The organism is Aeromicrobium sp. UBA7512 (genome assembly GCF_002476985.1).
Classification (GTDB): Bacteria; Actinomycetota; Actinomycetes; order Propionibacteriales; family Nocardioidaceae; genus Aeromicrobium; species Aeromicrobium phoceense.
Genome location: NZ_DLNK01000003.1, coordinates 104,800 through 116,757, shown reverse-complemented (window position 1 = coordinate 116,757; position 11,958 = coordinate 104,800). Strand labels below are relative to the sequence as shown.

At 72.9% G+C, this 11,958-nt stretch carries 12 protein-coding genes; 3 read left to right on the top strand and 9 right to left on the bottom strand.

What is annotated here, in order from left to right; all coding sequences use genetic code 11:
• Positions 1-23: 23 nt before the first annotated feature.
• From B2363_RS02430 to B2363_RS02395, 8 genes are all read right to left on the bottom strand, one after another.
• Entirely contained in the window at positions 24-1,382 is a 1,359-nt protein-coding gene (locus tag B2363_RS02430) for a UDP-N-acetylmuramoyl-tripeptide--D-alanyl-D-alanine ligase (protein WP_286928190.1), read from the bottom strand.
• Positions 1,379-2,863 carry a UDP-N-acetylmuramoyl-L-alanyl-D-glutamate--2,6-diaminopimelate ligase gene (locus B2363_RS02425; RefSeq protein ID WP_286929008.1) on the bottom strand — a complete coding sequence of 495 codons (1,485 nt, stop codon included), beginning with the start codon at positions 2,861-2,863 and terminating at the stop codon, positions 1,379-1,381. The genes B2363_RS02430 and B2363_RS02425 overlap by 4 nt, the downstream gene beginning before the upstream one ends.
• A 38-nt stretch (positions 2,864-2,901) precedes the next feature.
• Positions 2,902-4,644, bottom strand: coding sequence for a peptidoglycan D,D-transpeptidase FtsI family protein (locus B2363_RS02420; protein ID WP_181756777.1), 1,743 nt, complete (start codon positions 4,642-4,644; stop codon positions 2,902-2,904).
• On the bottom strand, positions 4,644-5,105 hold the full coding sequence (locus tag B2363_RS02415) for a hypothetical protein (RefSeq protein WP_286928188.1): 462 nt from the start codon (positions 5,103-5,105) through the stop codon (positions 4,644-4,646). The genes B2363_RS02420 and B2363_RS02415 overlap by 1 nt, the downstream gene beginning before the upstream one ends.
• Positions 5,106-5,181: 76 nt before the next feature.
• A complete protein-coding gene (gene rsmH, locus B2363_RS02410; RefSeq protein ID WP_286928186.1) occupies positions 5,182-6,132 on the bottom strand; it encodes a 16S rRNA (cytosine(1402)-N(4))-methyltransferase RsmH in 951 nt (316 codons plus the stop codon).
• 121 nt (positions 6,133-6,253) lie between these two features.
• Complete coding sequence (gene mraZ / locus B2363_RS02405; protein WP_286928183.1) at positions 6,254-6,706, bottom strand: division/cell wall cluster transcriptional repressor MraZ; 453 nt, start codon at positions 6,704-6,706, stop codon at positions 6,254-6,256.
• Between the two features lie 282 nt (positions 6,707-6,988).
• A complete protein-coding gene (locus B2363_RS02400; RefSeq protein WP_181756773.1) occupies positions 6,989-7,369 on the bottom strand; it encodes a DUF3040 domain-containing protein in 381 nt (126 codons plus the stop codon).
• Positions 7,370-7,382: 13 nt separating this feature from the next.
• Entirely contained in the window at positions 7,383-8,132 is a 750-nt protein-coding gene (locus tag B2363_RS02395) for a class I SAM-dependent methyltransferase (protein ID WP_286928182.1), read from the bottom strand.
• A gap of 68 nt (positions 8,133-8,200) precedes the next feature.
• Here B2363_RS02395 and B2363_RS02390 point away from each other — a divergent pair, with 68 nt between their 5' ends.
• Both B2363_RS02390 and B2363_RS02385 read left to right on the top strand, forming a co-directional pair.
• Complete coding sequence (locus B2363_RS02390; RefSeq protein WP_286928180.1) at positions 8,201-8,776, top strand: DUF4126 domain-containing protein; 576 nt, start codon at positions 8,201-8,203, stop codon at positions 8,774-8,776.
• A gap of 2 nt (positions 8,777-8,778) precedes the next feature.
• The gene (locus tag B2363_RS02385) at positions 8,779-9,954 is read left to right on the top strand and encodes an FAD-dependent oxidoreductase (protein WP_286928179.1); all 1,176 of its coding nucleotides are present in this window, start codon (positions 8,779-8,781) and stop codon (positions 9,952-9,954) included.
• Between the two features lie 12 nt (positions 9,955-9,966).
• Here the strand turns inward: B2363_RS02385 and metF are convergent, their stop codons facing one another.
• A complete protein-coding gene (gene metF, locus B2363_RS02380; RefSeq protein ID WP_181756769.1) occupies positions 9,967-10,875 on the bottom strand; it encodes a methylenetetrahydrofolate reductase [NAD(P)H] in 909 nt (302 codons plus the stop codon).
• A 24-nt stretch (positions 10,876-10,899) separates the two neighbouring features.
• Here metF and B2363_RS02375 point away from each other — a divergent pair, with 24 nt between their 5' ends.
• Positions 10,900-11,928 carry a polyprenyl synthetase family protein gene (locus tag B2363_RS02375; protein WP_286928177.1) on the top strand — a complete coding sequence of 343 codons (1,029 nt, stop codon included), beginning with the start codon at positions 10,900-10,902 and terminating at the stop codon, positions 11,926-11,928.
• Positions 11,929-11,958 lie beyond the last annotated feature (30 nt).

Here is an 11,958-nt window from a genome sequence, read left to right as displayed (position 1 = left end):
TCCGTTGTTTCCTTCCGTGCGTTTCAGTCGCGCAGCAGCGCTTCGGCGATCCGCTCGAGACGGGCGCCCCTCGATGCTTTCACAAGCACCACGTCACCCGCGCTGAGGCTCGCTGAGAGCTCCGCCACCGCCGACTCGACATCGTCCACCAGCACGCCGACAGGGCCGGCACCGCGAGCGATCTCGGCGGCTCCGGCACCCACGGCGATGACCCGGGCGATGCCCAGGTCGGCGGCCAGACGGCCGATCCGGTGGTGCTGCTCGGACGACTCGTCGCCCAGCTCCAGCATCTCACCGAGGACGGCGGTGCCACGTCCCGGGGCCAGTCCGGCGAGGGCTCGCAGCGCTGCGGCCATCGACTCGGGATTGGCGTTGTACGCGTCGTTGACGACGACGACTCCCCCACGGGTCTCGTGGCGCTCCATGCGCATGGGCGAGCCGGCCCTCGCGGTGGCGAGCGCCTCCACGGCGGCGGCGGCCGGGATCCCGAGCGCGGAGGTGGCCGCGACCGCCGCGACGGCGTTGATCGCGTGGTGCTCGCCCAGCTGCGGGACGGTGGCGTCGAGGACGGTGCCGTCGACCTCGATCCGGAAGTGCGGGTGGCCGGACTCGTCGAGGACGACGTCGCCGTCGAGCCGCACCTGGCCGGCACGGCCGAACGTGAGCACGGTGCCCTGCGTGCGCGAGGCCATCGCCGCGACCCGCGGGTCGTCGGCGTTCAGGACGGCGGTGCCCTCGGGGCCGAGAGCCTCGACGAGCTCGCCCTTGGCCTGGGCCGTGCGCTCGAGTCCGCCGAACTCGCCGGCGTGGGCCGTACCGACGTTGAGCACCACGGCGACGTCGGGCGGCGCGATGGCGCACAGCGAGGCGATGTGGCCGATCCCCCGCGCACCCATCTCGAGCACTAGGTGACGCGTTCCGGCATCGGCGCGCAGGACGGTCAGCGGCACCCCGAGCTCGTTGTTGAACGAGCCCTCGGGGGCCACCGTGGCGCCGTGCGCGGCCAGGATGTGGGCCATCAGGTCCTTGACCGAGGTCTTGCCCTGCGAGCCGGTGACGGCCACGACGTCGATGCTGCTCTCCGCCCTCAGAGCCGCCAGCCGGTCGGCCGCGAGCCGCCCCATCGCCTCGACGGGGTCCTGGACGATCACGTGAGGTCCGGCCACGGCACGCGTGGCGATCGTGGCCACGGCTCCGGCGTCGAGCGCGGTCTGGACGAAGTCGTGGCCGTCCACGCGCTCGCCGGGGATCGCCACGAAGAGCGACCCCGGGGCGACGCGGCGCGAGTCGATGACGACCGGGCCCTCGACGGCGAGGGCGTCGTCGCCCTCCACCCGCCCGTGCGTCGCGTCGGCCACCTGGGCGAGGGTCGTGCGGATCACGACGCGCCGCCGATCAGGGAGACGAGCACCTCGCGGTCGTCGAAGGGGTGGACGACGTCGCCGACCTGCTGGCCGCGCTCGTGACCCTTCCCGGCGACCACGACGGTGTCGCCGGTGCGGGCCTGCCGGACCGCGGTGGCGATCGCGTCGTGGCGGTCGCCGACCTCGACCACCTGGGCCGCGCCGCGCTCCGCGCCCGCCAGGACCTCGGCGCGGATGCGGGCCGGGTCCTCGCTGCGGGGGTTGTCGTCGGTGACGATGACGACGTCGGCGAGCCGGGCGGCCACCTCGCCCATGAGGGGTCGCTTGCCCCGGTCGCGGTCGCCGCCGGCGCCGATCACGACGATGAGCCGCCCGGCCGTGACCGGCCTCAGGGCACCGAGGACCGCCTCGACCGCCTCGGGCTTGTGCGCGTAGTCGACGACCGCGGTGAAGGGCTGGCCGGCGTCGATCCGCTCCATCCGCCCGGGGACGCCTCGGGCAGCGGCGACACCGCGGACGAGGTCGTCGAGGTCGTGGCCCTCCCCCGCGAGCGCGACGATCGCCGCCACCGCGTTGGAGACGTTGAACGCGCCGGCCAGCGGGACCGAGAGCTCGGTCTCGGTGCCGTCGGGCGCGATGAGCGTGACGTCGCTGCCGAGCCGGTGGGCCCGCACGTTGACGGCGCGCCAGTCGGCCGCCGCGCCCTCGGTGGAGAACGTGGTGACGGGCAGCGAGGTCAGCTCGGTGAGCCGCCGGCCGTGGGCGTCGTCGAGGTTGATCACGGCCCGCCGGGCGTGCTCCGGCGTGAACAGCTCGGCCTTCGCGGCGAAGTAGGACTCCACGTCGTGGTGGAAGTCCAGGTGGTCGCGGCCCAGGTTGAGGAACACGGCCGAGTCCAGCACGAACCCGTCCACGCGCCCCTGGACGATCGCGTGGCTGGAGACCTCCATCGCGCACGCGGCCACCTGCTCCTCGGCCATGACCGCGAAGAGCGCCTGCAGCGCGGGCGCCTCGGGTGTGGTGAGGCTGCTGGCCGCGGGGCGCCCGGCGACCCGCGTGCCGATCGTGCCGATGACGGCCGAGCGCGACTCTCCCAGCGCGGCCTCGGCGAGGTAGGTGGTGGTGGTCTTGCCCTGCGTGCCGGTGACCCCGACGGTGGTGAAGCGGCTGCTGGGGCGGTCGTAGAACCGCGCCGCGAACTCGGCCAGATGCGCGCGCGGGTGCTCGACCACGACCGTGGGGACACCCACCGGGAGCGTCGCCGCCCCCTCGGCGTCGGTCAGGATCGCGACCGCACCGGCCTCCAGCGCCTGGGGCGCGAACCGGGAGCCGTGCGTGGTCGCGCCGGGCAGCGCGGCGAACAGGTCGCCGGCGACGACGTCGCGGGTGGAGAGGCTGATGCCGGTGACGGTGGCCTCGCCCGACACCGTGGCCGCAGGCAGCTCGGCGGCCACCCTGGAGAGGGGCCACGTGGGCCTGTCGTGCGGCCTGACCCTCATCTCGTCCACCCGCCCCAACCTACCGGGCGGCACGACGGCTACCAGTCCTGCTTGATCTTCGGCGGCTTGGCGCCCGTGGGCGTCACGCCGAACCGCTCCAGCGCCATCGACATGATGTCGTGGAAGACCGGGCCGGCCATCGAGCCACCGCCGGCGTTGCGCGGCGGCTTGTCGATCACGACGTACGTGATGAAGCGCGGGTTGTCGGCCGGCGCGAAGCCCATGAAGGAGATCGTGTTCTGGCCGCGGACGTAGCGTCCCGTGGTCGGGTTGACCCGCCAGGCGGTGCCCGTCTTGCCGGCCACGCGGTAGCCCTCGATCTGGGCGGCCGGTGCCGTGCCGTCGTCGGCCGTGACGGCCTCCATCATCCGGGTGACCTCGGCGGCGGCCTCGCGGGAGACGACGCGTCGGGACTCGCCCGCCGGGGTCTTCTCGACCGAGCCGTCGGCCTTCGTCAGCGAGTCGACCACCCGCGGCGTGCACATGACACCGCCGTTGGCGATCGCGCCGACGGCGCGGACCATCTGGATCGCGTTGACCGAGACGCCCTGGCCGAAGGAGGTCGTGGCGTGCTTCGCCTTCGTCCAGTCGCGCACCGGGGACACGATGCCCACCGACTCCTCCGGCAGGTCGATGCCGCTGCGCGTGCCGAAGCCGAACTTGCGCAGGTAGGAGTAGAAGGTCGAGTCCGACATCTGCTCGGCCGCGACGATCGTGCCCAGGTTGGAGGACTTGGCGATCACGCCGGCGGCCGTGAGCTTCAGCGCGCCGTGCTGCCAGTAGTCGCCGATCGGGAAGCCGTCGATGACCATGCCCGAGGGCACCTTGATCTTCGTGTCGGCCGAGACCTTGCCCTGGTCGGCCAGGGCCGCCATCGTGATCGTCTTCATGACCGAGCCGGGCTCGAAGACGTTGGAGACCGCACGGTTCACCAGCGTGTCGTCGCTGACGCCGTCGCGGCTGTCCGGGTTGAACGTCGGGGCCTGCGAGAGCTGCACGATCTGACAGGTGCGGACGTCCATCGTGACGGCCAGGCCGTAGTCGGCGCCGGCCGAGCTGACGACGTCACGCAGCCGCTGGTCGGAGTACCACTGCAGGTCCCGGTCGATCGTGGTGTTGACGTTGGCACCCGGCACCATCTCCTTGACCGTGGAGTCGGCCATCGGGATGCGCTGGCCGGTCGAGGAGACCTCGTAGGTGGAGGACCCGTCCGTGCCGGTCAGCCCGGCGTCGTACTGCATCTCGAGGCCGGCGATGCCCTTGCCGTTCTCCTCGGTGATGCCCAGCACGTTCGCCGCGAGCGAGCCGCCCGGGTAGCTGCGCAGGCTCTCGGTCTCGGTGAAGACGCCCGTGTAGTTGGCCTCAGCTACGGCCTTCACGGCCTTGCGCGCCTCGAAGGCCGGCAGGTCCTTGGCCAGGAAGACGAACTTCGAGTCGGGGGTGCGCAGCTTCTGGATCGTGTCGAAGTAGTCGATCTCGTCGCCGAGCTTCTCGTGCAGGATCCGCGCGATCTCCGGGGCGTTCTCGGCCGTCATCGACGGGTCGGCCGTGATCGTCAGGCCGTCGGTGCTGGTCACCAGCTCCTCGCCGTTGCGGTCGACGATGTCACCGCGCGGCGCCGGGATCACGGCCTTGCGGGTGCCGGCCTCCACCGCCATCGCGGCGTAGGCCTTCGTGTCGACGGCCTGGATCTGGAACAGCCGGGCGCCGAAGACGACGAACAGGGCAAGGACGCAGATGACCAGGACGCGCAGGCGGCTGCGGGTGATGGCGAGCGGCATCAGCCGGCCCTCCTGACGTTGGTGTCGGGCTCGGCGGGAACGGGCTCGCCGATGACCTTGCCGTCGGCGAGTCGCAGGAAGACGGGGTTGGCGTTGGGCACCATGCCCTCGCTCAGGGCGCGGTTGGCCAGCCCCGAGGGGCTCTGCATCCGGTCGACCTCGGTGGCGAGCTGCTCGCGCTGGGCCTGCAGGAGCGTGGAGCGCTGCTGCAGGTCGTCGATCTTGAAGGCCTGCGCCTGCATCGCGGTGCTCAGCAGGATGAGGCCGACGAGTCCGGCGGCCAGGATCGAGAGCACGACGACGACGAACGGGGCGCGACGCGCACGGACCCGCACCGGGCCGACCAGCTTGAGGCCGACGTCGCGGGCGTCACGCCCCCGCGCGGCCAGGCCGGACGCGAGCGCGGAGGAGCGGGCGGCCGCCGAGCGGCTCAGGGCACGGGGGGAGGTAGCAGCGCTCATGACGTCACCGCCGTGGAAAGGACACAGTACGGCGACGCCGTCATGAGGTCTCCTCGGTTCTCTCGCTGGCGCTCGCTCATGCGGCAGCGATCCGTTCGACAGCGCGCATCCGGACCGAACGCGCGCGGGGGTTGTCGGCGATCTCGTCCTCGGCGGCCAGCTCGGCACCCCGCGTGAGGGAGCGGAAGCGGGCCAGCATGGACTCGGGCACCACGGGGAGGTCCCGCGGCGCCGTGGACGTGGTGACGGACGTGAACACGCGCTTGGTGATCCGGTCCTCCAGCGAGTGGTACGACAGCACGACGACGCGTCCGCCCACCGACAGCAGGTCGAGCGCGGCCGGCAGGGCGCGGCGGTAGACGCCGAGCTCGTCGTTCACCTCGATGCGCAGCGCCTGGAACGTGCGCTTGGCGGGGTTGCCGCCCGTGCGCCGCGCCGGCGCCGGGATGCAGCGACGGATGAGGTCGACGAGCTGCTCGCTGCGGTCGAAGGGCCGGGTCTCGCGCTCGGTGACGATCTCCTTGGCGATCCGGCGGGCGAACTTCTCCTCGCCGTACTCGCGCAGGATCCGGGCGAGGTCCTTCTCGTCGTACGTGTTGAGGACGCCGGCCGCGGTGAGCTCGTCCTCGGAGTTCATCCGCATGTCCAGCGGCGCGTCCTGCGCGTAGGCGAAGCCGCGGTCGGCCAGGTCGAGCTGCATCGAGGAGACGCCCAGGTCGAACAGGACCCCGTCGACCGTGGTGCGACCGCTCTCCGCGACGACCTCGGGAATCTCGTCGTAGACCGCGTGGGCGGCCTCGAAGCGATCACCGAAGGGAGCCAGCCGCTCCCCCGCCCGGCGCAGCGCCTCGGGGTCGCGATCGACGCCGATGACGTGCAGGGACGGGTAGCGCGTGAGCATCGCCTCGGCGTGTCCGCCCAGGCCGAGCGTCGCGTCGATGATCACCGGATGCTCGTGACGCTCCACCACCGGGGCGAACTCCGACACGACGCGGTCCAGCATCACCGGGACGTGCCGGGCGCTCATGCCGCCTCGCCCGGGCAGACCGGCAGGGCGATGGGGCCCGATCCCCGCCTGCAGAGTTCTGACGCCGGGGAAGTGACGTCAGAACCCCTCAGGCGGGCATCGCGCCCCACCGCGGAGGTGCTCAGAAGATCCCGGGGAAGATCTCCTCCGACAGGTCGGCGAAGCCCTCCTCGTGCTCGTCGGAGAAGTCGTTCCAGCGAGCCGAGTCCCAGATCTCGAACCGCTCGCCCGTGCCCACGACCGTGCAGTCGCGGTCCAGGCCGGCCCAGTCGCGCAGCAGCTGCGACACCGGCACGCGTCCCTGCTTGTCCGGCGTCTCGTGCGCCGCTCCACCGAAGAGCATGCGGACGAAGTTCCGCGCCTGCCGGTTCGTGAACGAGGCCTGCCGGGCGCGTCCGGAGAAGTCGTCGAACGCCTCGGGCGTCCAGCCGTAGATGCAGTGCTCCTGACCGCGGGTCAGCACCACACCGTCCGAGAGCAGCGGACGGAACTTCGCCGGCAGGAAGAGCCGACCCTTCTCGTCGAGGCGCGGCGTGAACGTGCCGAAGAAGTGCGTCGATGCCGGTGCGGTCATCGCGTCCTCCCTGCTCCACGTCGCTCTCCTCTGAGGTCGAAGTCCGGTGTTTCCACCACTACGCCCCACCTTAACCCACAACGCTCCACCATCCACCCGCTTTTCGTCAAGGGAGGGGCGTGTCGCGTGGGACGGGAACGAAAAAGACCCGCCATCTCAGCGATGGCGGGCCGGTGGAGCGAAGTGGGGGATGTCAGGCGATCGGGACCGTCCCGAGGCAGGAATGACGAAGACCCCGCCGATCGGCGGGGCCTCGTGGGGCGTGCGTGTCGTGGCGGCGGGTCACATCCCGTCGTCCTGGCGTCGCTGCCAGCGCTCCTCCATGCGTTCGACGAAGGAGCCGGAGCCCTTCGGCGAGGACGGGGCCGGTCCGCCGGCGTCCTGCGCTCCGCTGATGCCGCGGCGCCAGGCCCGGACGAAGAAGTAGGCGGCGGCCACCATCGCCACGAAGCCGAGAGCACCGATCCAGGTCATCTTGGACACGGCTCCGCCCAGCAGCATGGCCACACCGGCCAGGAAGCCCACGACGCAGATGGCCGCGACACGGCGGTTGTGCGCGATGAGCTTGGAGCCGCGCAGCGTGGACGCGAACTCGGGATCCTCTGCGGCCAGCGACTGCTCCAACTGGGCGAGCAGCCGGGCCTCTTCGTCCGACAGTGGCACGGTGACTCCTTGGTCAGGGGTGTGAGATCGATTCTAGGCGGGCCATGGACTGCAAACCAGCCGAACGACCTGCGAACTGCGGAATCCGGCGAATCGCCTGCTCGAGTGCGAAGAGCTCCTCGCGCGCACCGGCCGATCCGTCGACCACGACGCCCGGAACCTCGTCGCTCAGGACACGCACTCCCTGGCTCACGACGGGGGTCAGGCCCTGGCCGGAGAGCAGCTGCTCGAGCTCCTCGACGTACCACCGTCGCGGCCCGAGGGCGTCGAGGTCCCACGTGTCATCGGGCACGGCTTCGACGAGGGCACGGGCGGCGGCGAAGTCGCCCGCGGCGGCGCGTGCGGTGATGGTGGCGACCCGTCCGGCGACCACGACGCTGAGCCAGCCGCCGGGCCGCAGCACCTCGCGCGCCGCTCCCACCGCCTGGGCCGGGTCGACGACGTACTCCAGCACGCCGTGACAGATCACGAGGTCGACACTGGCGGGCGGCACGTGCTCGGCCAGGTCGGTGGAGTCGCCGAGCCGTCCCTCGACCTCGACGCCCGCCTCGGCGGCACGCCGGGCGGAGGCCGCGAGGGCGTCGGGACTGGGGTCGACCACGACGACCCGATGGCCCAGCGCGGCGACGCGGACCGCGTCGGACCCCGTTCCCCCACCGAGGTCGAGCACACGCAGGGAGCCCGAGCCGTCAGCAGCGGCGCCGGCCTGCACGAGCGCGTCGAGCACGGACTGCCACGCCAGCACGCCACGGATCGGACCCATGACGCCACCCTCCCACAGTCCCCCGGAGCGCGATCGATGGCCGGTCCCCCGCGCGATACGGTCACGGCATGGACCTTGCCGCCCTCGTCTTCGCCACCGGCTGGGCCAGCGGCGTGAACGCCTGGGCCACCGTGGGCGTCCTCGGAATCGTGGCGCGCGCCGGCGGCTCGGAGTGGGTCCCCGCCGGCTTCGGTGACTGGTGGGTGATCGGCCTGAGCCTGGGCATGTTCACGATCGAGTTCGTCGTCGACAAGGTGCCGTGGCTGGACTCGGCGTGGGACGGCATCTCCACGGTCGTGCGTCCCGTGGTCGGTGCGGTCGTGGCGTGGAAGCTGGCCGAGTACGGTGGCGAGCTCGACCCGGCCCTCCTCGCCTTCCTCGGCGGAGGGACCGCACTGGCCTCGCACGGCGTGAAGTCCGGCGTGCGGGCCGCGGTCAACACCTCGCCCGAGCCCTTCTCCAACGCTGCCCTCAGCGTCGGCGAGGACGTGAGCGTCGTGGCCGTCGTGCTGCTGGGGCTGGCACACCCGTGGGTCGCACTGGCCGTCACCGCGGTCGCCCTGGTGCTCGGCGTCTCGCTCTTCCTCTGGCTGTGGCGCGCCATCCGCCGGGCGCGCTCGCGGCGCCGCGAGCGGAGGGAGTGACGGTGGCCCGGATCCTCGTCGTCGGCAGCGGCTTCGCCGGGCTGTCCGCCGCCGCCCGGCTGGCGAAGCTGCGTCACGACGTCACCGTCCTCGAGCGCGAGCCCGAGCCCGGCGGCCTGCTGCTGGGCCGCACGATCGGCGACCGCCGATGGGCCGCCGGCCCCGACAGCGTCACCCTCCCCGGCGTGTTCCGCGACCTCTTCCGCAAGTCCGGCCGCCCCATGGACGCCCTCATCGCCATCTCGCCCGCGGGCCCGCGCCGGCACGTCGTCGCGGCACGCTGGCCACGCCGCGCCACCGAGCTCGACCTGCCGTTCGGCACGCGCGGCGCCCAGCACGACGCCGTCACCACCGTCCTCGGGTCGGACCCGTGGTCGCCGTGGGTCGACGAGCTCGCCGATCCGTGGGACACGGTGCGCCGGACCGTGTTCGAGGCGGTCCACCCGGCGGGCGTCCCGGTCGCCCGGGCTCCCCTCGCCGACCGGTCCCTGCGCGAGGTGGCCCGCGGCGCCGGTGATCCTCGGCTGCGCCGGATCGGCGCGGAGCTGCCCGGCGTGGATGCGTCGGGCCCGTCCGTCCTGGCCGTGTGGCACTACGTGGAGCGGAACTTCGGCCGGTGGCGGTTCGACGGCGGCAGCGCCGGGCTGGCGGCCGCCCTGCTGACCCGGCTGCGGGAACGGAAGGTCACGGTCGAGACCGGCGTCGAGGTGGTGGAGCCCGCCCTCTCGTCCGGGGTCCTCGACGGCGCGGTGCTCGCCGACGGCTCCCACCGCCCGGCCGACGTGGTCGTGTGGGCCGTGGGATCGACTCCGAGCACGTCCCGCACCCTGACCTTCGTCCGGCTCTCGGGCGCCGCCGCCCCCGACGACCTCGTGGTGCACGGGCGCGACATCGTGCGCGGGTGGAGGTCGGGCGCTGACGGCTGTGTCCTCGAGGCGCCGACGGGCGTCGACCCGCTGGAGGAGCTGGCCCGGGCCGGGCTCGACCTGCGACCCCACGTCACATGGCGTGAGTCGGTCCCCGCTCCCCCGGCGCTCACCGAGCTGCCGCTCGCGGCCCGCAGTCCGCGCGACGGCCTGTGGCTCGTCGGCTCCGCCGCCGCACCCGGGGCCGGCCTGGAGGTCACCGGCATGGGCACCGCCGCGCTGGCGGCCCACCTGGGTGCCGCCCCGCGGTAGGGGGCGGCTGGGTCAGACGAGGCCGTCGGCGCGGAGCTGGTCGAAGATCTCGCGCGTGGCGGGCGAGCGGTTGAGGGTCATGAAGTGCAGGCCGGGGGCGCCGCCGTCGAGGAGGTCGCGGCACAGCTGCGTGGCGAGCTCGATGCCCTTGGCACGGACGGCCGCGCGGTCGTCGGCGATGGGCTCGATCTGGTCGAGCACCTCGCGCGGCATCTCGGCACCGGACAGCTCGGCCATGCGGGCGACCTGGCCGAAGTTCAGGATCGGCATGATGCCCGGGACGATCGGCAGGTCGCAGCCGCGGTCGCGGACGCGCCGCACGAGCCCGAAGTAGTCGTCGGCGCGGAAGAACAGCTGGGAGATCGCGAAGGACGCGCCGGCGCGCGCCTTGGCGACGAGCACGTCGGCGTCGGCGTCGAGGCCGCTGCAGTCGGGGTGGCCCTCGGGGAACGCGGCCACTCCCACCGACAGGCCGCCGACCTCGTGGACGAGGGCGACGAGGTCGATGGCGTGGTCCATGCCGTCGGGGTGCGGCTCCCACGGAGCCCGCGGGCCGCCGACCGGGTCGCCACGCAGGGCGAGGACGTGCTGCACGCCCGACGCGACGTACTGCTTGAGCACCGTCTCGATCTCGCCGCGGGTCTGGCCGACGAGGGTCAGGTGCCCGACGGGGGGCATCGGCGCCTCGCGGGCGATGCGCTCGGTGATGCGCACGGTGCGGTCCTGGCTCGTGCCACCCGCGCCGTAGGTGACCGAGACGAACGTCGGCTCCAACGGCGAGAGGTCGGCGATCGTGCGCCAGAGCTGGGCCTCGCCCTCGTCGTCCTTCGGCGGGAAGAACTCGAACGACACCGCAGGCCGATCGGCGGCCAGGGCCTGCAGGATCGGGTCGTCGAGCGCGGCGTCGAGGGAGTCGGGCATGCCCCCAACGGTATCGTCACCGACGTGAACAGCCCGGCAGCCGATCCCACCTTTCGGACAGCCGTCGCCCGGCAGCTGGACTCCTTCGTCCAGGACCAACGCGAGCTGCTGACCGATCTGGACCCCGCCGTCGGCGACCTCGTCGACGCGGCCGTCGACTTCACCGCCGGCGGCAAGCTCTTCCGGCCCACCTTCTGCCACGCCGGCTGGCTGCTCGCCGGGGGCACTGCGGCCGACGAGCGGATCGCCGCCGCCGGGGCCGCGTTCGAGTGGCTCCAGGGGAGCGCCCTCGTGCACGACGACCTGATGGACGGATCGGACACCCGACGGGGCCGCCCAAGCGTCCACCGCGACTTCGAGGCACGCCACGCCGCGGCGCACGGCCACGGCGCCGCCGACCAGTTCGGTGCCCGCGTCGCGATACTCGTCGGCGACCTCATGCTCTCCTGGGCCGACGAGCACCTCCGGCGCGCCGAGCCCGACGCCCGCACCGCCCGGCTGTGGGACGCCTGCAAGTCCGAGGTCGTGTCGGGTCAGTTCCTCGACGTGCTGGCCCAGACGCGCGACCGGCTCGACGTCGCGAGCGCGATGCACGTCATCCGCTTCAAGTCCGCCAAGTACACGATCGAGCGTCCCCTGCACGTGGGCGCCGCACTCGCCGGCGGGGACGACGAGCTGCTCGCCCAGCTCACCGAGGTGGCGCTCCCCCTGGGCGAGGCGTTCCAGCTGCGCGACGACGTGCTCGGGGTGTTCGGCGATCCGGCCGACACGGGCAAGCCCACCGGCGACGACCTGCGCGAGGGCAAGCGCACCGTGCTGGTCGCCCGCACCGCCCAGGTCTGCGGCGACGACCGCGTCCTGGCCCTGCTGGGCACCGAGGACGGCGTGGACGAGCTGCACGACCTCATCGCCTCCAGCGGCGCGCTCGCCCAGGTCGAATCGGACATCGACCGCCTGGTCGAGCAGTCCCTGCGAGCGATCGACGCGATCGGCGCGTCGGCCCCCGCGGTGCTCGAGCCGCTCGTCGACGCGGCCGTCCGACGCGTCCGCTGATCCGGCGGAGCACGGTGCATGGGGTTCGAG